17 protein-coding genes and 1 pseudogene are annotated in these 20,845 nt (G+C 61.2%); 5 read left to right on the top strand and 13 right to left on the bottom strand.

Translation table 11 applies throughout. From position 1 onward, the window contains the following. Window positions 1-352: 352 nt before the first annotated feature. Window positions 353-496: pseudogene (locus NN484_RS26330) on the top strand (glutamine ABC transporter substrate-binding protein); the annotation flags it as partial. 85 nt (window positions 497-581) lie between these two features. Here NN484_RS26330 and NN484_RS26325 read toward each other — a convergent pair. Next, window positions 582-1,778, bottom strand: a complete 1,197-nt coding sequence (locus tag NN484_RS26325; RefSeq protein WP_215501158.1) for an AAA family ATPase — start codon at window positions 1,776-1,778, stop codon at window positions 582-584. Between the two features lie 285 nt (window positions 1,779-2,063). Here NN484_RS26325 and NN484_RS26320 point away from each other — a divergent pair, with 285 nt between their 5' ends. The 3 genes from NN484_RS26320 to NN484_RS26310 are packed head-to-tail and all read left to right on the top strand — an operon-like array spanning window position 2,064 to window position 7,278. Then, window positions 2,064-3,167, top strand: coding sequence for an efflux RND transporter periplasmic adaptor subunit (locus NN484_RS26320; RefSeq protein WP_215501159.1), 1,104 nt, complete (start codon window positions 2,064-2,066; stop codon window positions 3,165-3,167). Continuing rightward, entirely contained in the window at window positions 3,164-4,228 is a 1,065-nt protein-coding gene (locus NN484_RS26315; protein ID WP_215501160.1) for an efflux RND transporter periplasmic adaptor subunit, read from the top strand. Before NN484_RS26320 ends, NN484_RS26315 begins: the two co-directional genes overlap by 4 nt. Continuing rightward, a complete protein-coding gene (locus NN484_RS26310) occupies window positions 4,225-7,278 on the top strand; it encodes an efflux RND transporter permease subunit (RefSeq protein WP_127648493.1) in 3,054 nt (1,017 codons plus the stop codon). Before NN484_RS26315 ends, NN484_RS26310 begins: the two co-directional genes overlap by 4 nt. An 84-nt stretch (window positions 7,279-7,362) precedes the next feature. Here the strand turns inward: NN484_RS26310 and NN484_RS26305 are convergent, their stop codons facing one another. From NN484_RS26305 to NN484_RS26250, 12 genes are all read right to left on the bottom strand, one after another. Then, entirely contained in the window at window positions 7,363-7,992 is a 630-nt protein-coding gene (locus tag NN484_RS26305) for a class I SAM-dependent methyltransferase (protein WP_215501161.1), read from the bottom strand. Between the two features lie 136 nt (window positions 7,993-8,128). Further along, window positions 8,129-8,773, bottom strand: a complete 645-nt coding sequence (locus NN484_RS26300) for a methionine ABC transporter permease (RefSeq protein WP_064116958.1) — start codon at window positions 8,771-8,773, stop codon at window positions 8,129-8,131. Beyond that, window positions 8,763-9,884 carry a methionine ABC transporter ATP-binding protein gene (locus NN484_RS26295; protein ID WP_274658294.1) on the bottom strand — a complete coding sequence of 374 codons (1,122 nt, stop codon included), beginning with the start codon at window positions 9,882-9,884 and terminating at the stop codon, window positions 8,763-8,765. Before NN484_RS26295 ends, NN484_RS26300 begins: the two co-directional genes overlap by 11 nt. Before the next feature lie 2 nt (window positions 9,885-9,886). Beyond that, entirely contained in the window at window positions 9,887-10,696 is an 810-nt protein-coding gene (locus NN484_RS26290; protein WP_047600984.1) for a MetQ/NlpA family ABC transporter substrate-binding protein, read from the bottom strand. A gap of 120 nt (window positions 10,697-10,816) precedes the next feature. Beyond that, a complete protein-coding gene (locus tag NN484_RS26285; protein ID WP_274658293.1) occupies window positions 10,817-12,175 on the bottom strand; it encodes an LLM class flavin-dependent oxidoreductase in 1,359 nt (452 codons plus the stop codon). Further along, window positions 12,175-13,368, bottom strand: a complete 1,194-nt coding sequence (locus NN484_RS26280; RefSeq protein ID WP_127648498.1) for an SfnB family sulfur acquisition oxidoreductase — start codon at window positions 13,366-13,368, stop codon at window positions 12,175-12,177. The genes NN484_RS26285 and NN484_RS26280 overlap by 1 nt, the downstream gene beginning before the upstream one ends. A gap of 33 nt (window positions 13,369-13,401) precedes the next feature. Then, window positions 13,402-14,643 carry an SfnB family sulfur acquisition oxidoreductase gene (locus tag NN484_RS26275; protein WP_274658292.1) on the bottom strand — a complete coding sequence of 414 codons (1,242 nt, stop codon included), beginning with the start codon at window positions 14,641-14,643 and terminating at the stop codon, window positions 13,402-13,404. 267 nt (window positions 14,644-14,910) lie between these two features. Continuing rightward, complete coding sequence (locus NN484_RS26270) at window positions 14,911-15,681, bottom strand: hypothetical protein (protein ID WP_127648500.1); 771 nt, start codon at window positions 15,679-15,681, stop codon at window positions 14,911-14,913. A gap of 451 nt (window positions 15,682-16,132) precedes the next feature. Next, a complete protein-coding gene (tcyN, locus tag NN484_RS26265; protein ID WP_215501169.1) occupies window positions 16,133-16,882 on the bottom strand; it encodes an L-cystine ABC transporter ATP-binding protein TcyN in 750 nt (249 codons plus the stop codon). Window positions 16,883-16,886: 4 nt separating this feature from the next. Then, a complete protein-coding gene (tcyL, locus tag NN484_RS26260; protein ID WP_127648502.1) occupies window positions 16,887-17,552 on the bottom strand; it encodes a cystine ABC transporter permease in 666 nt (221 codons plus the stop codon). Beyond that, window positions 17,552-18,352 carry a cystine ABC transporter substrate-binding protein gene (gene tcyJ, locus NN484_RS26255; protein WP_127648503.1) on the bottom strand — a complete coding sequence of 267 codons (801 nt, stop codon included), beginning with the start codon at window positions 18,350-18,352 and terminating at the stop codon, window positions 17,552-17,554. Before tcyJ ends, tcyL begins: the two co-directional genes overlap by 1 nt. Before the next feature lie 292 nt (window positions 18,353-18,644). After that, entirely contained in the window at window positions 18,645-19,637 is a 993-nt protein-coding gene (locus NN484_RS26250) for a D-cysteine desulfhydrase (protein ID WP_215501170.1), read from the bottom strand. A 190-nt stretch (window positions 19,638-19,827) separates the two neighbouring features. Here NN484_RS26250 and epsC point away from each other — a divergent pair, with 190 nt between their 5' ends. Beyond that, window positions 19,828-20,754: a serine O-acetyltransferase EpsC gene (gene epsC / locus NN484_RS26245; RefSeq protein WP_102354693.1), complete on the top strand. Its 927-nt coding sequence runs from the start codon at window positions 19,828-19,830 to the stop codon at window positions 20,752-20,754. Window positions 20,755-20,845 lie beyond the last annotated feature (91 nt).

Raw genomic sequence — 20,845 nt, 5'->3', positions numbered from 1 at the left:
TTTGCACTTGTTCGAATTGGGGCATGTGAATGCTGTTGTGGCGAGGGGGCTTGCCCCCGTTGGACTGCGCAGCAGGCCCTTTTCTAGATCAAAGCGGGCCGCTACGCGACCCAACGGGGGCAAGCCCCCTCGCCACAACTGTGCCTCGCTTCGGGCTCCAGGCTCAGGCCACTTGGGTCTTCAACGCCCGACGCAACGCCACGAGTAATTTCACAATGTCCTGCGGATCCAGTCGCTGCGGCACTTTTACGTCCATGTTGTCTTCCTTGTAATGGTTTGGCCGGGGGAGTCTGGCCAAAAGCTGTTCGTCCTTGGAGGGCTTTCGTGCAAAAAAGATCCTTCCTACAGCGCAAAGGAAAATAGCCTTCTTATTCCTTCCCGGCAAACCCACAGGATAGTTTTCGGTTTCGTCGATGAGGCTGGGCGCTACGTCGGCTTCGACACCGAGATTGGTCGGCGTTTTGCCAAGGATCTGCTGAGCGATGACACCAGGCTGAGAGTGTGATTGTGGAAGGTGGCAAGTGGCCGGACTAACCCCACCTGATCGTTCCCACTCAGAGCGTGGGAATGATCAGGTGGGGTTAGTCCGGCCAGTTCCACGCCGGTTCATCCAACACCCGCTGCCCGACGATCCCGGTCTGCCCCAGCGTCTTCTCCAGCACAATGCAATTGCACTCGGGGTCTTGCTGCAGCGCCGAAATCAACCGCCGCGCATGGGACACCACCCACACCTGACACTCCTGTGAGGCACGAATGATCAACCGCGCCAGCGCCGGTAGCAGGTCCGGGTGCAGACTGGTTTCCGGTTCGTTCAGCACCATCAATGTCGGCGGTCTCGGTGTCAGCAGAGCCGCGACCAGCAGCAGATAACGCAACGTCCCATCTGACAGTTCCGCTGCCGACAGCGGCCGCAACAAGCCCTCCTGAAAGAACTCGATGGCAAAGCGTCCGCCGGCCAACGGTGCGATGTTCAGCCGTGCGCCGGGAAACGCATCGCTGATTGCGGCCTGCAACGCTTCGGGGTCGCCGATTTCATTGATGGTCTGCAACGCCGCGGCCAAGTCGCGGCCGTCGTGGTGCAGCACCGGCGTGCGGGTGCCCAGTTGCGGTTGGCGCACCGGGGCGTCGACGTCGCTGCGAAAGTGATCGTAGAAGCGCCAGCGGCGAATGAACTCACGCATCTGGAACACTTCCGGTGAACTGCGCAGGCTGCCGACCTGATCGAACAGGCTGTCGAAGTTCGGCGTGTGCTGCGCGAGCACGTCCCAGCTGCGGGCTTCGCGGGCGCGGATCATCGGGCCGTTGCGATCCACCAGCAGGCTCGCCGGGCGATAGAGCGGACCGGCCCAGATGCATTCGCGCTTGATCTGCGGATCGAGGCTGAAGCGCGAGGGGCTGGGATGACTGTCCCCCGGCAACATGAAATGTCCATTGGAGTCGGGCAGGCCGAGGCTGATGCAATAGCTGAAATCCTCCCCGGCAAACCCCAGGCGCAGACGTTTGACGCCCTGACGCACCGTCGGCTCGACCGCCACCTCGCCGCTGCGCATGCGCCGGCTGATGGTTTCCGGGCCGGCCCAGAACGTCGAATCCAGCCCGCCCTCGCGGGCCAGCGCATTCACCACGCCGCCCTGAGCGGTCTCCGCCAACAAGCGCAAGGCCCGATAGAGATTGGACTTGCCGCTGCCGTTGGGGCCGGTGATCAGGTTCAACCGGCCCAGCGGAATCACCAGTTTGTTGATCGAGCGGTAATTGGCCACCGCCAGGGTCTTGAGCATGGGCGTTTCCTTTGCCGGAACCGATAGTGTGCCGCGCCTGTGTCCTTGTGGCGAGCGAGCTTGCTCGCGCCGGACTGCGCAGCAGTCGCAAACGCTGCCACCGTGTTAACTGAGAGCACGCGGATGCGGGCTCTCAGGGGCGCTTCGCACCCCAGCGGGAGCAAGCTCTCTCGCCACAGAAATCATTGTCGAAAAATGCGTTGCTCCCGCGAGCGAACGTTGAACCCTGTTCTAAGCTCACAGTCGTATCGTCACTTGCACGTTCGTACACAGGAAGGAGTCTGCATGGCGAGTCCCGGATTGAAAACAGTTGTCGTGCTGAGCCTGCTCACGTTGCTGACCGCTTGCAGCAAGAAAGAAGCCCCGGCGGAGTACCTGCCACGGGTCTTTGTGCAAGAGGTCAAACCGGCCAATTACGCCGCTGCCGTGACCCTTACCGGCGATGTGCAGGCGCGGGTGCAGACTGAACTGTCGTTCCGGGTCGGTGGCAAGATCATCCAGCGCATGGTGGATGTCGGCGACCGGGTCAGCGCCAGACAAGTGCTGGCCAAACTCGATCCCAAGGATCTGCAGACCAACGTCGATTCCGCTCAAGCCCAGGTCACCGCCGAGCAGGCGCGGGTCAAACAGAGCGCCGCGGCGTTCGTACGTCAGCAGAAACTGCTACCCAAGGGCTACACCAGCCAGAGCGAATACGATTCCGCCCAGGCTGCATTGCGCAGCAGCCAGAGCGCCTTGAGCGCGGCGCAGGCGCAATTGGCCAATGCCAAGGACCAGTTGAGCTACACCTCGCTGATCGCCGAAGCGCCGGGGGTGATCACCGAGCGTCAGGCCGAAGTCGGACAGGTGGTGCAGGCCACCGCGCCGATTTTTTCGCTGGCCCGTGATGGCGACCGTGACGCGGTGTTCAACGTTTATGAATCGCTGCTGGCCGAGCGCCCGGCGGATCGGTCAATTGTCGTCAGTCTGCTCGATAACCCGGCCATCAAGACCACCGGTATGGTGCGTGAAATCACCCCGGCGGTGTCGGCGCAGTCCGGCACGGTGCAAGTCAAAGTCAGCCTCGACAGCCTGCCGCAGGGCATGCAGCTGGGCTCGGTGGTCAGCGCCACGGCCAAGGGCAGCGGCAAGTCGGCGGTGGAATTGCCATGGTCGGCGCTGACCAAAAACATCAGCGATCCAGCGGTGTGGATGGTCGACGACAAAGGCGAAGCGCAGCTGCACAACGTCACCGTCAGCCGCTACCTGATCGGTAAGGTCATTATCAGCGACGGCCTCAAGGGCGGGGAGAAAGTCATTGTCGCGGGTGGGCAGTTGTTGCATCCGGGCATGAAAGTCGAGATTGCCGAAAACACCTACGAAGGTCTGCAACCGGGAGCTCAGCCATGAAGCGTCTGGGGCTGTTGTCCATGGGGGTGCTGTTGGTCGCCTGCTCAAAAAGCGAACCACCACCAGAGCCGGTGCGGCCGGTGCTGTCGATCAAGGTTCAGGCGCTGAACGAGGAAACCCTCGGGCGTTTCGCCGGCAGCATTCAGGCGCGTTACGAGAGCAACACCGGTTTTCGCGTTGGCGGACGCATTGCCAGCCGTAACGTCGATGTCGGCGCCGAGGTGCAAAAGGGCACGCTGCTCGCCACCCTCGACCCGTCCGATCAGCAGAACCAGTTGCGTTCGGCCCAGGGCGATCTGGCCAAGGTCCAGGCGCAACTGATCAACGCCCAGGCCAACGCCCGACGCCAGCAGGCGTTGTTCGATCGCGGGGTCGGCGCGCAGGCGCAACTGGACATCGCCACCACCGATTTGAAAACCACCCAGGCCTCGCTCGATCAGGCGCGGGCGGCGGTCAATCAAAGCAAGGATCAACTGGGCTACACCGAACTGCGTTCCGACCACAAAGCCGTGGTCACTGCGTGGAACGCCGAAGCCGGGCAAGTGGTGACGGCCGGTCAACAGGTGGTGACCCTGGCGCAGCCGGACATCAAGGAAGCGGTGATCGATCTGCCGGACACGCTGGTCGATGAAATTCCTTCCGACGTGGTGTTTCTGGTGGCCGGGCAACTCGACCCGAGTATCAACACCACGGCGACCATCCGCGAGATCGAACCGCAGGCACAAAGCGCCACGCGTACCCGCCGTGCGCGGCTGACCCTGGCCAATACGCCGGACGGCTTCCGCCTCGGCACGGCAATCAGTGTGACCCTCAGTTCGGCAATCAAACCGCGCATCGAGTTGCCCGCCACCGCCCTGCAAGAAGCCGACGGCAAGACCCGCATCTGGGTGATCGATACCCAAAGCAAAACCGTTGCGCCCCGTGACGTCAGCGTGATCAGTCGTACCGACGGCACTGTGGTGCTGGTCGACGGGGTCAAGTCCGGCGAGCAGGTGGTCAGTGCAGGCGTCAACAGTCTCAAACCCGGACAAGCCGTGAAACTCGACGAGGACAGTCAATGAAAGGCTCTTTCAATCTCTCCGAATGGGCCCTCAAGCATCAGTCGTTCGTCTGGTATCTGATGTTCGTCGCGTTGCTGATGGGGGTGTTCTCCTACTTCAATCTGGGCCGCGAAGAAGACCCCTCGTTCACCATCAAGACCATGGTGATCCAGACCAAATGGCCGGGCGCGACCCAGGAGGAAACCCTCAAGCAGGTCACCGACCGCATCGAGAAAAAACTCGAAGAGCTCGATTCCCTCGACTACGTGAAAAGCTACACGCGCCCCGGCGAATCGACGGTGTACGTGTACCTGCGCGACACCACCAGTGCCAAGGACATTCCGCAAATCTGGTACCAGGTGCGCAAGAAGATCGACGACATTCGTGGCCAGTTTCCTCAGGGCATTCAAGGCCCCGGGTTCAACGACGAATTCGGCGATGTGTACGGTTCGGTCTATGCGTTTACCGCCGACGGTCTGACCATGCGCCAGTTGCGCGACTACGTGGAGCAGGCGCGCGCCGAAATCCGCGACGTACCGGGGCTGGGCAAGATCGAGATGATCGGCCAGCAGGATGAAGTGATTTACCTGAACTTCTCCACCCGCAAACTCGCCGCGCTGGGCATCGACCAGCGTCAGGTGGTGCAGAGCCTGCAATCGCAGAACGCCGTGACCCCGGCGGGGGTGATCGAGGCCGGTCCGGAGCGCATTTCGGTGCGCACCTCGGGGCAGTTCGCTTCGGAAAAAGACTTGGCCGAGGTCAATCTCAAGCTCAATGACCGGTTCTACCGCCTGGCGGACATCGCCGACATCAGCCGCGGTTACGTTGACCCGGCCACCCCGGAATTTCGCTTCGACGGCAAGCCGGCAATCGGCCTGGCGATTGCCATGCAGAAGGGCGGCAACGTTCAGGAATTCGGCAAGGCGTTGCACCAGCGTATCGACCAGGTCACCGCCGACCTGCCGGTAGGCGTCGGCGTGCACACCGTGTCCGATCAGGCCGTGGTGGTGGAAGAGGCGGTTGGCGGTTTCACCAGTGCGTTGTTCGAAGCGGTGGTGATCGTGCTGGTGGTCAGCTTCATCAGCCTCGGCGTGCGTGCCGGGCTGGTGGTGGCGTGCTCGATCCCGCTGGTGCTGGCGATGGTGTTCTTGTTCATGGAATACAGCGGCATCACCATGCAGCGGATTTCTCTCGGTGCGCTGATCATCGCCCTCGGTCTGCTGGTGGACGACGCGATGATCACCGTGGAGATGATGGTCACACGCCTGGAAATGGGCGAGAGCAAGGAGCAGGCGGCCACGTTCGCCTACACCTCCACGGCGTTCCCGATGCTCACCGGTACGCTGGTGACCGTGGCCGGTTTCGTGCCCATCGGCCTCAACGCCAGTTCCGCCGGCGAGTACACCTTCACCCTGTTCGCGGTGATCGCAGTGGCGATGCTCGTGTCGTGGGTGGTGGCGGTGTTCTTTGCCCCGGTGATCGGTGTGCACATCCTCAGCACCAATGTGAAACCTCATGAAGCCGAGCCGGGCCGCGTCGGCCGGGCCTTCAACGGCGGTTTGCTGTGGTGCATGCGCAATCGCTGGTGGGCCATCGGTATCACCGTGCTGCTGTTTGTACTGGCGGTGTTCTGCATGCGTTTTGTGCAGAACCAGTTCTTCCCGTCGTCGGATCGCCCGGAAATCCTCGTCGACCTCAACCTGCCGCAAAACGCCTCCATCGACGAAACCCGCAAGGCTGTCGACAAGCTCGAGGCCACGCTCAAGGGTGACCCGGACATCGTGCGCTGGAGTACCTACATCGGTCAGGGCGCGATCCGTTTCTACTTGCCTCTCGACCAGCAACTGCAAAACCCGTACTACGCGCAACTGGTGATCGTCAGCAAGAACTTCGAGGCCCGCGAGGCCCTGAGCCAGCGTCTGCGTGAGCGCTTGCACAAGGATTTCGTCGGCATCGGCAGTTACGTGCAGGCGCTGGAAATGGGCCCGCCGGTGGGGCGGCCGATCCAGTACCGGGTCAGTGGCAAGGACATCGATCAGGTGCGCAAGCACGCCATCGACCTGGCGACTGAACTGGACAAGAACCAGCACATCGGCGAGATCATTTACGACTGGAACGAGCCGGGCAAAGTCCTGCGCATCGACATCGCCCAGGACAAGGCACGGCAGCTCGGGTTGTCGTCCGAAGACGTGGCGAACCTGATGAACAGCATCGTCAGCGGCGCGCCGCTGACCCAGGTCAATGACGACATCTACTTGATCAACGTGGTCGGCCGGGCGGTGAGTTCGGAACGCGGTACGCCGGAAACCCTGCAGAACCTGCAGATTGTCACGCCCAACGGCACGTCGATCCCGCTGCTGGCGTTCGCCACCGTGCGTTATGAGCTGGAGCAGCCGCTGGTGTGGCGTCGCGACCGCTTGCCGACCATTACCATCAAGGCCTCGGTACGCGACGAGATCCAGCCGACCGACCTGGTGAAACTGCTCAAGCCGTCGATTGATGCCTTTGCCGACAAGCTGCCCGTTGGCTACAAAGTCGCCACGGGCGGTACGGTCGAGGAAAGCGGCAAGGCCCAGGGGCCGATTGCCAAGGTTCTGCCATTGATGCTGTTTTTGATGGCGACCTTTCTGATGATCCAGCTGCACAGCGTGCAGAAGATGTTCCTGGTGGCGAGTGTTGCGCCGCTGGGGCTGATCGGCGTGGTGCTGGCGTTGGTGCCGACGGGCACCCCGATGGGCTTCGTGGCGATCCTGGGGATTCTGGCTCTGATCGGCATCATCATCCGCAACTCGGTGATCCTCGTGACGCAGATCGATGAGTTCGAGAGAAATGGTTCGACGCCGTGGGATGCGGTGGTGGAAGCGACCGAGCACCGGCGCCGGCCGATCCTGCTGACCGCCGCGGCGGCGAGCATGGGCATGATCCCGATTGCCCGGGAAGTGTTCTGGGGGCCGATGGCTTACGCGATGATTGGCGGGATCGTGGTGGCGACGCTGCTCACGCTACTGTTTTTGCCGGCGCTGTATGTGGCCTGGTACAAGATTCGCGAACCGAAGAAAGAGGCCGCTTAAGGCAAAAGCAAAAGATCGCAGCCTGCGGCAGCTCCTACCGGTAATCCCATGTAGGCGCTGCCGAAGGCTGCGATCTTTTGATCTTCAGCCAACCCGCCGCCAGACACTGGCCAGCCAAGGCTGCTGCTCCCGCGGCAGCCCCGCCGGCCGGTAGTAATGTTCAAGCTCGACAAAGCCCGCCGCCGTCAGCAACCCGCGCCACGCCTCCAGGTCGTGATACGCGCCATACCGTGACCCGTTCCAGCCCTCACGGTTATCTCCACGCGGATTGGAGCTGAACAACACTCCATCCGGCTTCAGCGTGCCGTGCAGTTGCTTGAGCACCCGCGGCAACTCCTGCAATGGCACATGGAACAGCACCGCGTTGGCGAAGATCCCGTCGAAGCGCTCGGCTGGTAGATCGAGTTTCAGAAAATCCTGGCACCACACCTCGCAGCCACTGTCTGCCCGCGCCATCTGCGCGAATTTTTCTGCGCCGTCGAGGCCGACGGCGATGTGGCCCATGCGCGTGAATGTCTGCAAGTCCCGCCCCGGCCCGCAGCCGAAATCGAGAATCGTGAACGGCGCCGTACTGTGGATGTGCCGCAGCAGCGCGTCGATGTTCTGGCTGACATCGTGATCGCGGGTGCCTTCGCGGAAGTCTTCAGCCACCGAGTTGTAATGGCCGAGGGTGGTGGCGGTGATCTGGTCCAGATCGGTGGGGGTCTGTTTCATGGGGCGGACTATTTGGGGGAGTTGAGCAGACTATAAGCGCTTTCGCGCTTTAAAAGATCGCAGCCTTCGGCAGCCCCTACAGAAGACCGCATTCCCCTGTAGGAGCTGCCGAAGGTTGCGATCTTTTGATCTTGCTTCAACGCTTGTTCAGCCCCCGCGCCAAACGATCCCCGCCCAACTGAATCACCGCCACCAACGCCACCAGCAACACGATCACCGTCAACATGATCTGGCTGTCAAAGCGCTGATACCCATAACGGTAAGCAATGTCGCCCAAACCGCCGGCCCCAATCGCCCCGGCCATGGCCGACGAGTTGATCATCGTTACCAGGGTGATGGTGAAACCGCCAACAATCCCCGGTAGCGCTTCGGGCAACAGCACATGCCAGACAATGTGCCAGCGTCGGCAACCCATGGCTTGCGCGGCCTCGATCAAACCGTGGTCAACCTCACGCAGACTCACTTCGGCAATCCGCGCAAAGAATGGCGTCGCGGCAATCGTCAGCGGCACCACGGCCGCCCACACGCCGTAGGTGGTGCCGACAATCAGCCGGGTGAACGGAATCAGCGCGACCATCAGAATCAGAAACGGGATCGAACGAAACAGGTTCACGAACGCGCCCAAGGCACGGTTGAGCACTGGCGCTTGATAGATCCCGCCCTTGTCGCTGGTGACCAGAATCACCGCCATCGGAATCCCCACCAGCAAGGCGATCAGCGACGACACGCCGACCATCAGAAAGGTGTCGATAAAACCCTGCAGCAAGCGATCAAACCACATAACCCAACACCTCCACCCGTTGCGCCCATTGCCCGGCGCGTTCGCGCAATTGCTCGGCGCTCGCCGCCGAACCGCTCACGGCCAGCAGCAATTGCCCCAGCGCATGGCCCTGAATCCGTTCCACGCCACCCTGCAGCAACTTCACGCGACCACCGAGGGCGGCGAACAACGCCGCCAGATCCGGCTCGTCACTGGCACTGCCGGTGAATTGCAGGCGCAGCACCACCGATGCCTCGGAGGAGGGTGGTGAGGCATGCAGACGGTTTTGCAGTTCTTCCGGCAAGGCGTGTTGCAGCGGTGCGAGCAAGGTCTGGCTGACCTCGTGTTGCGGATTGCCGAACACCTCCCAGACCGGGCCTTGCTCGACGATCCGCCCGTGTTCCAGCACCACCACGCGGTCGCAGATTTCGCGGATCACCGCCATTTCGTGGGTGATCAACACGATGGTCAGGCCCAGGCGCTGGTTGATCTCGCGCAGCAGGCCGAGGATCGACTGGGTGGTCTCCGGGTCCAGCGCCGAGGTCGCCTCGTCGCACAGCAGAATGTCCGGATCATGCACCAGCGCGCGGGCGATGCCGACACGCTGTTTCTGCCCGCCGGAGAGCTGCGCCGGGTAGGCCTTGTGCTTGGTTTGCAGGCCGACCAGTTCGAGCAGTTCGCGGACTTTCTGTTCGCGCTGTTCTTTCGGTACGCCAGCGACTTTCAGCGGCAGTTCGACGTTCTGCCAGACCGTCTTCGCCGACATCAAGTTGAAGTGCTGGAAGATCATGCCGATGCGTCGGCGCAGGTTGACCAGGCGATCCTCATCGAACTCGCCGATGTCGACCTGATCGATCAGCACCCGGCCCGACGTCGGTTGCTCCAGACGGTTGATCGTACGGATCAGCGACGACTTGCCGGCGCCACTGCGGCCGATGATGCCGAACACCTCGCCGCGCTGGATCGCCAGATCGATGCCTTGCAGGGCCGCGACCGGACCTTGCCGGCCATCGTAGGTTTTACCCAGGCCGATGAAGCGGATGTGGGCACGATTCAGCTCGGGGTGCAGTTCGGTTTTTTCAGCATTTTTGGGCTCTGGAATCTCCAGTCGCCGTTGGATCGCGGCCGTCATCCTCAGCTTTCCCAACCGGCCTGGTACAGCTTGCCGTGGGCCTTATCCAGCGCGGCACGCACGGCCGGCGAGTGCTGGTAGATGTCGACGAACTTGATCAGGCGCGGATCGTCTTTGCTTTTCGGCTGGATCACGAACTGGATCACGTATTCCTTGTGGTCGAGGCCATCGAACAGCAAGGCGGAACCGGCATCGAAGGTCTTCGCCAGACGGATGTAGGCCGGGTAGCCCTGGACCAGATCGGCGTCGTCATAGGCGCGCACCAGTTGCACGGCTTCCACTTGCAGGATTTTGATCTTCTTCGGGTTGGCGACGATGTCGTCTTCGGTGGCCTTGTAGCCGACGCCCGGTTTGAGCGTGATCAGCCCCGCCTTGGCCAGCAGTTGCAGACCGCGCCCGCTGTTGATCGGGTCGTTGGCGATGGCGACGCTGGCGCCCTCGGGCAACTCGTCGAAGCTTTTGTATTTCTTCGAGTAGAGGCCGACGTTGTTGATGATCCCCGGGGCAAATGGCACCAGATCAAAACCGGAGGCGGCCTTGGCGTTTTCGAGGAACGGGATGTGCTGGAAGTAGTTCACGTCGATGTCGCCGGCGGCGAGGCTGACGTTGGGCGCGATCCAGTCGGTGAACTCCACCAGCTCGACTTTCAGGCCTTGTTTGGAGGCCTCTTCGACGGCGGCTTCCAGCGGAATGGCGAAGGCGGCGGTGGTGCCGATTTTCAGTGGAGCATCGGCGGCGAATACCGCCGAGCTGAACAGGCCGAAGGCCAGGGCCAGTGCTTTGACTGGGTGGGTCAGGAATTTCTGGGTCATGGTGTTTTTTCCAGTCAGTGCATGAAGTTTGTGGAGTCTGGTCGGGCCTCATCGCGAGCAGGCTCACTCCTACATTTGGAATGCGTTTCCCCTGTAGGAGCGAGCTTGCTCGCGAAGCTTTTAATGCCGGTACGCAGCAGCGGTGTGTTGCTCGGGGAGTTGCGCCGCCCCGTGAAACAGCTTCTCGCGCAAGCTGCCACTGTCATACGTGGTCTTGTACGACCCACGTCGTTGCAGCTCGGGGATCACCAGTTCAATGAAATCGACATAGCTTTCCGGGGTGACGATGCGGGTCAGGTTGAAGCCGTCCAGACCGGTTTCGGCGATCCACGACTCCAGCTCGTCTGCCACTTGCTCGGGCGAGCCGACCACGGTGATGTAGCGGCCGCCGAGGGCGTGCTGGTCGAGCAATTTGCGCCGGGTCCAGTCGTTGTTTTGCAGGTTTTTGGTGGCGGACTGGATGGCGTTGCTTTTCACGTACTGGATCGGCTCGTCGATTTCGTACTGGGAAAAATCGATGCCGGTGGAAGCCGAAAAGTGCGCCACACCAGCCTCGGCACTGGCGTAGCTCAGGTACTCGGCGTGCTTGGCCCAAGCGGCTTCTTCGGTCTCGCCGACAATCACGTTGAGGCCCATGAACACCTTGATGTCTTCGCGGTTGCGCCCGGCCTCGACGGCGCTGGCGCGGACCTTGTCCACTTGCACCCTGGTCGACGGTTTGTTCTGGCCGCTGATGAACACGCACTCGGCGTGACGCCCGGCGAACAGCAGGCCGCGATCGGAACTGCCGGCCTGGAACAGCACCGGCGTACGCTGCGGTGACGGCTCGCAGAGGTGGTAACCCTCGACCTGGTAGAACTCGCCCTTGTGCTCGACCTTGTGCACTTTCTCCGGTTGCGCGTAGATCCGCTGCGCACGGTCATTGAGCACCGCGCCGTTTTCCCAACTGCCTTCCCAGAGTTTGTAGAGCACTTCCAGGTACTCGTCGGCCTGATCGTAGCGACGGTCATGCTCGACCTGCTCGCTCAGGCCCATGGCCTTGGCGGCGCTGTCGAGGTAACCGGTGACGATGTTCCAACCCACGCGACCACGGCTTAGATGATCGAGCGTGGACATGCGCCGGGCGAACAGATACGGCGGTTCGTAAGTGAGGTTGGCGGTCAGGCCGAAGCCGAGGTTTTTTGTCACCGCAGCCATGGCCGACACCAGCAGCAGCGGGTCATTGACCGGCAGCTGGATCGACTCTCTGAGCGTGACATCCACTGAGTTCTGGTAAACGTCGTACACGCCGACGATGTCGGCGATGAACAGTCCGTCGAACAGCCCGCGCTCGAGCAACTGCGCCAGTTCGGTCCAGTACTCAATGGTGTTGTAGCGCGTCGAGGTATCGCGCGGATGCGTCCACAAGCCGTGGTTGATGTGGCCGATGCAGTTCATGTTGAACGCGTTGAGCAGGATCTTCTTTTTCGCAGCGCTCATCAGATCGTCCCTCGCAGCGGAGGGTTTTCATCATTGAGGTAGTAGTTGCCCACCGCGTGATATTTCCAGCGCACCGGGTCGTGCAGGGTGTGCACCCGGGCGTTGCGCCAGTGGCGGTCGAGGCCGTGTTCGATCAGGGTCGCCTGGCTGCCGGCCAGTTCGAACAGCGTGCTGCCGGCGGCCAGGGAAATCTCGGTGCTGATCGCCCGCGCTTCGGCAACGGCAATCGAGGCGGCGGCGACGGTCTCGGCATTCAGCTCGGCTTGCGCTGCGTCGAGGAATTCACCGGCGCGTTCGAGCAGCGCTTCGGTGGCGTGCAGGCGAATGCTCAAGTGGCCGAAGCTCTTCAGGGTCAGCGGGTCTTCAGTGGCTTTGTCGTTACCCGAATCGATCCACGGACGCGTCTTGCTGCGCACAAAGTGCAGCGCGTCTTCATACGCGGCGCGGGCAATGCCGGTGTCGATGGCCGCGTGAAGAATCTGCGCCAGCGGGCCGACCGTGGTCGGACGCTCGAAGGCACTCTGGAACGGGATCACGTCTTCGGCGGCAACGTACACGTCCTCGAACACCACCGAGCCGCTGCCGGTGGTGCGCTGGCCGAAGCCGCTCCAGTCGTCGATCACCGTCAGGCCTTGGCTGTCGCGCGGGACGAACGCCAGTTGCTGCACGCCGTTTTCATCGACCACCGACGTCGGGATGCGCTGCGCGTAGATCGCGCCGGTCGCATAGAACTTGCGACCGTTGATGCGATAGCCGTCTCCGTCGCGCTTGAGGCTGGTGACACGATCGTGGGCGGTTTTGGTACCCAGTTCCGCCAGTGCGTTGCCGAAGCGCTGGCCGCCCAGCACCTCGGCGTACAGGCGTTGTTTCTGTTCGTGGCTGCCGTTCACCCGCAGCACTTCGAGGGCATAGAAATGGTTCTGCGGAATCTGCCCGAGGGAGCCGTCGGCCTGAGCGATCAGGGCGATGACTTTGGCCAGGGTTACGTTGGACACACCGGCACCGCCGTATTCCCTGGGGACGCTGATGCCCCACAGGCCGGAGCGGGAAAACACATCGAGTTCGGGCAGCGGCAGGCGCCGTTCACGATCGCGCACCGCGCTGTCGCGTTTGAAATCTTCGGCCAGGTCGCTGGCGACGATCAGGGCTTGCTCATCGCTGGTGATGACCGCGACGGGATGGGAAAAAGTCATAGGTTTCTCCAAGGCTCTTGAGAACGTGTGCGGTCAGATCCAGGAGTGGCGAGCCGGCAACGTGCCGTTGAGGCGATAAGCGCCAACCGCGTGATATTTCCAGCGCACCGGGTCGTGCAGGGTGTGCACCCGGGCGTTACGCCAGTGCCGGTCGAGGTTGAATTCGGCGAGGGTGGCGCGGCTGCCGGCCAGTTCGAAAAGTTTTTCGCTGGCCAGCAGCGAGATCTCGGTGGTCAGCACTTTGGCTTCGGCCACGGCAATCGAAGCGCGGGCCGCGGACTCGGCGGTAAGCGGCGCGGCGTGTACCTGATCGAGCACTTGCCCGGCCTTGCGCAGCAGCGCTTCGGCGGCGTGCAGTTCGATTTTCAGTCTGCCGATGTCGGCGATCACGTAGAGGTCATCGCTGGCGCGTTCGACCTTGGCGTCGATCCAGGGCCGGGCACGGGTTTTGACGAACTCGATGGCATCGTCGATGGCGCCACGGGCTATTCCGGCGTCGATGGCCGCCTGAATCAGCTGCGACACCGCACCTTGAGTATTGGGCTTCTCGTTGATCTTCCAGTTGTCGACCACCAGGCTCGATTCGACGCGCACGTTGTTCAGCACAATCGTGCCGCTGGCGGTGGTGCGCTGACCGAAGCCCGACCAATCATCAACAATGCGCAGCCCCGGAGTGCCTCGACGGACGAAGGCCAGCACTTGCTTGCCGTCGTCGTTGAGTGCCTTGACGGCAACCCAGTGCGCGAACAGCGCGCCGGTGGAGTAGAACTTCTGGCCGTTGATCACGTAATCATCACCGTCGGCGGTGATTCGCGCTTTCAATTCCAGGGTGTTTTTGGTGCCGCGCTCCGGGCCGGCATTGCCGATACGCCAGCCTTCCAGAACGCTCTGGAACAGCTGCTTTTTCTGCGCTTCAGTGGCGCTGCCGAGCACCAGATTGATGATGCCGAACTGGTTTTGCGGGATCTGCCCCAGGGCCGGATCGGCCGCGGAAATGATCGCGAACACTTCGGCCAGGGTAACGAACGAAACCTGCGGGCCGCCGTACTCACGCGGGATGGCAATGCTGCCCAGGCCGCTGCGGGTGAACTGTTCGATTTCCGCCCACGGCAGCTTGCGCTGGCGGTCGCGCTTGGCGGCCTGCACGCGAGCGACTTGCGCCAGCTCATGGGCGGCCTCGATGGCTTGGGCGTCGTTGCGCAAGACCTGCGCGGGCAACAACAGTGGGGCGATGTCCAGATCAGACTGGACGTTTGCGTCTGCCAGACTGGACATCAGTGCCGCTCCTTGGCTGCACGCAATGCCCTGGCGATCTGCACTGGGGTGATTGTGTTCCGGACCATACTACCTACCTCACATCTCATGAAAAACGCCGCAAAAGTGCGGCGAACGAAAGAATGTCCGGTGGTCCGGTTCATATACCCTAAGCGTGTATAAATATTAAATAAACTAACTTTTAGGAATATGCATAGAAGGTTGCGTGGTCGTTTTGGTTAACGATTGTGGGTGCGACGATTCGACAAGCTCCCTCGCCACAAAGGTTCAGAGTTCTTTCTTGCGGGATTCAGCGGCCTTTAGCTCTTGGCGCAGTGGCACCTTCAAATAAGGATTCACGCAGCCAATCTTCAATGTCCGTGGCGGTGCCCAGCGAGAGTTGTTGCCGACCCAGTCGAGCACGCAATACGTCACGTCCAGACGCAGGTCTTCACCGCCCTCGACGATGATCGCCGGGGGTACCCAGACATGGATTGGCTGCCCGACATCCGCTGCGCTGATCCTGGGCAGGTCCATTCGTACATCGCCCCAGCGCAAGGTGATTTCGTCGTCCTCGGCCATGTTCAGGTAGGGCTCGATGGTCAGCGGGACGCCGCGTTTGATCTGATTGGGGTTCACCCCCTGGCGGCGGATGGTGTCGGGCAGCGTGACCGGCGCCAGTTGCTGATTCTCGTCACCGCACAACGTCGAAGGCTGACCACCGGGGCAGTCGAGTTTGACCTGCACCCGGGTTGCCGCCGACAGCGCCGGGCCCTGACCGACCTGCATGATCCGGTAGTGGATGCGTGCGGTGCCACTGGCAATGAAACTTTCCGGAACCCGCAGACTGACCGAGGCGCCGAGGTCTTCGCTGGTCAATACCCGGGAGGCGACGTAGCAGTTGTTCCAGAACAGTTCGATCAGGTCACCGACGTCCATGCCGGGGTAGGGCAGGACATCGATCAGCAGATGAGCGGCGGCGGCCAGGTTGATGGCGTTTTTTTGCGCGGATGCCAGGTTCGGCGCTGCCAGTTCGGGGGTAGGCGAAGTGCGGGTCATCGGGTTCTCTCCTTGAAGTCTTGCAGCGAATTCCGTTTCTTGAAAAAACAAAAGGCGTGATGAATCGGTAATACAACTGTGAACTTTTGTTCTGGTTGAGTACGGAATGATTCAACTAATTGGTGCCGGTTGGCGACTAGATAAGAGGGTGCGCGAAAGAGTGTCAATGGTCCGGATTAGTTAATCCGTAAATTACGAGCTAATCAGAAACTTCCTACGCTGGCAAGGCGGGCTGCCTAGCTGTTTTGGCGAACGGAACTACGGTTTTTACGGATTTTCAGCTGTTTTCGGGCAAGCCGGTTTAAACCTTTATCCACATGCACAGGTACGTCGCAGATTGTTCTTATCTGTTGCAGAACATAGATGTAGTTGTTTGAAAGGTTTTAATGTTTTGGCGGGAGAGATGAAGATAACTTCCATCCATGGAAGTTAATGGTTTGCATCAAGTTGCTCAGGCGTGATTCAGAAACTTGCTGAGAAACTGTTTGGTGCGTTGTTCTTTCGGGTTGGCAAACAACGCCTTGGCTTCACCTTGCTCGACGATCACGCCTTTGTCGAAAAACACCACCCGGTTGGCCACGTCGCGGGCAAAACCCATTTCGTGGGTGACGATGACCATGGTGCGCTTTTCTTCAGCGAGGCCGCGAATGGTCGCCAGTACTTCGCCGACCAGTTCCGGGTCGAGGGCCGAGGTCGGCTCGTCGAACAGGATCACTTCCGGCTCCATCGCCAGCGCCCGGGCAATCGCCACGCGCTGTTGCTGACCGCCGGACAGGCGACGCGGATAAGCGTCCTCCTTGCCTGCCAGACCGACTTTGGCCAACAGTTTCATGCCCAAGGCGGTGGCTTGTTCGCGCGGCATCTTCTTGACCACGATCGGCCCTTCGATGACGTTTTCCAGCGCGGTACGATGGGGGAACAGGTTGAAGTTCTGGAACACGAAACCCACGTGCTGGCGCAGGTTGCGCACCAGGCTTTGCTGCTGGCTCAACGGGCGGCTGGTATCGATTTCGATATCGCCGACCTTGATCCGGCCGCTGGTGGGTTGCTCAAGGAAATTCAGGCAGCGCAGGAACGTGGTCTTGCCCGAACCGCTGGGGCCGATGATGGCCACGACCTCGCCTTCTTTCACCTCAAGATCGATGCCTTTGAGCACCTCTTGACCCTTGAACTGCTTTGTCAGTTTTTCCACGACAATCATGGGGTCAGGACTCCTGGTCGTGCCGATTGACCCGCTCTTCCAACTTGTTCTGCAGGTGCGACAGCACCGTGGCCAGAATCCAGTAGATCAGCGCGGCGGCAAGATACATGGTGAAGACTTCGAAAGTCCGGGCGGTAATCAGCTGTGCCTGACGGAACAGTTCCGGCACCTGAATGGTGGCGGCCAGTGCCGTGTCCTTGACCAGCGAAATGAAGCTGTTGCCCAGCGGCGGCAACGCCGTGCGCATGGCCTGCGGCAGGATGGCCCGGCGCAGGGTCTGCGCGCGGGTCATGCCGATGCTCGCAGCGGCTTCCCACTGACCCCGTTCGATCGAACCGATCGCGGCACGCAGGATTTCACAGGCGTAAGCGGCCATGTTCAGCGAGAAGCCGATCAGGGCCGCTGGCAGCGGATCGAGTTCCAGACCCAATTGCGGCAAGCCGTAATAGATCACGAACAGCTGCACCAGCAACGGCGTGCCGCGAAAGAACGACACGTAGATCCGGGCAAGCCAACTGACCGATTTGAAGCGCGACAGGCGCATCAACGCCAGCCCAAAGCCCAGCAGCAAGCCGAAGAACATGCCGCCGAGACTGAGGATCACCGTGAAGTACGCGCCCTTGAGCAGGAAGGGCGCGGAGTCGAGTGCGAGTTGGAAAGCTTCTTCCATTATTTAGTGACGTCAGCGTTGAAGTATTTCTTGGACAGCTTCTCAAGGGTACCGTCGGCACGCAGTTCGTCGAGGGCCTTGTTCACCGCAGCCAGCAGCTCCGGTTCGCCTTTACGCAGGGCAATGCCGGACTCCTGACGGGAGAAGGCTTCACCAGCGGCTACGGTTTTCGGAGCTTTTTTGGCGTATTCCAGCGCGGCCAGACGGTCGATCAGGATGGCGTCGGTGCGACCATTGTTCAGGTCGGCGAACTTGGTCGGATCATCGTCGTAGGTGCGCACGTCAGCGCCCGGCACATTGGCGCGGACCCACTGTTCGTAGTTGGTGCCCAGGCCGACACCGACCTTCTTGCCGGACAGGTCGGCAGCGGTCTTGATGTTCAGCGCGGCTTCCTTGCTCTTCAGCACCAGCGCCTGAATCCCGGAAACGGTGTAGGGCTCGGAGAAGTCATACTTCTTTTTGCGCTCGTCGGAGATGGTCACCTGGTTGACCACGACGTCCAGGCGCTTGGATTCCAGCGCGGCGAGGATGCCGTCCCACTTGGTGGGTTGAACCTTGGCTTTGACACCCAGCTTCTGCGCCAGCGCTTCGGAGAGTTCGACCTCGAAACCGGAGAGTTTGCCGTTCTCGTCAACGAAGCTGAACGGTGGGTAAGTGCCTTCCAGGCCGACGTTGATAACGCCTTTGTCCTTGATCTGCTTCAGCTGTTCACCGGCAGTTGCCTGGCCGATCAGGCCGGCGCTCAGTGCAAGGCCCAGCGAACCTACCAGCAGATTGCGACGTAGTGCGGAAAAATTCATGACAAGCCCCTGTGTTTTCTTATGGAAGACGCTTAAGGAAAGTTGGCGAATTCGGGATTTGAACGACTGCGTTATCGTGCCCTAAAGCAGCTTATGCGTCTTGCGCGAAATTCGCCTGCGGCGAGACTATAAGATGTCTGCGTTAGACTTGAAAATACTTAATATTTGAAATGATATTCCTTTGTGGAATATGTGTTGTTCGCGAAAAAGATCGCAGCCTGCGGCAGCTCCTACATTTGGAATGCGTACTCCTGTAGGAGTTGCCGCAGGCTGCGATCTTTTGATCTTCCGGTTACAGAAAATCCCTATAGGCAAACAACGCCGGGGCCCCGCCGGTATGCAGGAAAATGATCGGGCCATCGTCGAAGCGCTGACGCCCGATGCCGTCGAGCAAACCGGCCATGGCCTTGCCGGTGTACACCGGATCGAGCAGCACCGCGTCCTGACTCGCCAACAGCTTCACCGCCGCCAGGGTCCCGGCATTCGGCTCGCCATACCGCGGGCCGAAGTATTCGTCCCACAACTCGACCTTGAAGTGCTCCGGCAATTTCACGCCCAGCAGATCCGCCGTGCGTTCGGCCAGACCCTGCACTTTCGGGCGCTGATCTTCTTCGCTGCGCGAAACGGTCACGCCGATCACCGGCAGTTGTGGCAAGGCTTCGCTCAATGCCAGCGCCAGACCGCTGTGGGTCCCGGCGCTGCCCGAGGCCAGCACCACGGCGGCGAAATCGAGGCCGGTGTCCTTGATCTGTTCGGCCAGTTCCAGGCCGGCGCGCACGTAGCCCAACGCACCCAGTGCATTGGAGCCACCGATCGGCACCAGATAGGGTTTTTTGCCATTGCTGCGCAGACGCACGGCGAGGGCGGCCAGTTGTTCGTCGGCATTATCGAGGTTGTCGACCCGTTCGACCTTGGTGTCGAACAGGTCCAGCAGCAGGCGATTGCCGTTGCCGGTGTAATCGCTATCGTCGGTGCCCAGCGGATTTTCCAGCAGGGCCACGCAACCCAGGCCCAATTTGGCGGCCAGCGCGGCGGTCTGGCGCACGTGGTTCGATTGCAGGGCGCCTGCGGTGATCAGCGTGTCGGCGCCCTGGGCGAGGGCATCGGCGGCGAGGTATTCGAGTTTGCGCAGTTTGTTGCCGCCCATGGCCAGCGGTGTCAGGTCATCGCGCTTGATGTACACGTCGCGACCCAGCCAGGCGGACAGGCGTTCGAGTTTTTCCAGAGGCGTGGGTTGTCCGAGCAGATCGAGACGGTTAAAGCGTTCCAGCTGTTGTTTGATCATGAGCCCGTACTGGCGGAGAAAGATGAAAGGACTATAGGCACGCGGTTTTACCGGGGCAACCGGCAATCGCTTATAGCCAAATGTGCTTAGGCCAGCACTATCGGTTCTTAATTCGCCGTCGCGGGCATGCCGTAAAGTAGTCGCCGTTAACGCGGCCAGACCGTCCGGCCGCCCGTGAGGAGTCTTTACCGTGAGCGAGCGTTCCAGCCATTGGCAACTGCAGACCATCGTCAGCCAACTGCGCAGTGCGCGGGATCAGTGGCGTGCACAGAATGGCCGGGCCACCGGCGAGCAGGGTGGCCGCGAGTTGCCATCCCGCGCGGCGATGGCGGAGATTCTCGAGGCCTTGTGTGGCGCGTTGTTCCCGATGCGTCTGGGGCCGGTGGATCTGCGTGAGGAGAGTGAAGACTTCTATGTCGGTCACACCCTCGACACGGCGCTGAATGCCTTGCTGGCGCAAGCCAGGCTTGAGCTGCGCTATGTCGCCCGGCACAGCGCTCAGGACGACAGCGATGTCGAGAAACAGGCGATTCGCATTATTCAGGACTTCGCCCTGGCCTTGCCGGGCCTGCGCAGCTTGCTCGACACCGACGTGCTGGCGGCCTATCACGGCGACCCGGCGGCGCGCAGTGTCGATGAAGTGCTGTTGTGCTATCCGGGGATTCTGGCGGTGATCCACCACCGTCTGGCGCATCATTTGTATCGCGCCGGGCTGCCGTTGCTGGCGCGGATCAGTGCGGAAATCGCGCACTCGGCGACGGGCATCGATATTCACCCGGGCGCGCAGATCGGCCGCAGCTTCTTCATCGACCACGGCACGGGTGTGGTGATCGGCGAAACCACGATCATCGGCGAGCGTGTACGGATCTATCAGACCGTGACACTCGGCGCCAAGCGCTTCCCGGCGGACGAGGACGGACAGTTGCAGAAGGGGCATCCTCGGCATCCGATTGTCGAGGATGACGTGGTGATCTACGCCGGGGCGACGATTCTCGGGCGGATCACCATCGGCCAGGGCTCGACCATCGGCGGCAATGTCTGGCTGACCCGCAGTGTGCCGGCGGGGAGCAACCTGACCCAGGCCAATCTGCAGCATGATGACGGGACGCAGAAGTAAGCTTCTGAGTCTGCGTTGCGATATCAGGTCTCATCGCCAGCAGGCTCGCTTGTATGTTTAGACTTGAAGGGGTGGGCGGGACTAAAAGCTC

Source organism: Pseudomonas serboccidentalis (genome assembly GCF_028830055.1).
Lineage (GTDB): Bacteria > Pseudomonadota > Gammaproteobacteria > Pseudomonadales > Pseudomonadaceae > Aquipseudomonas > Aquipseudomonas serboccidentalis.
The sequence above is the reverse complement of the archived record's forward strand: the minus strand, read 5'-3'. Positions and strand labels throughout refer to the sequence as shown.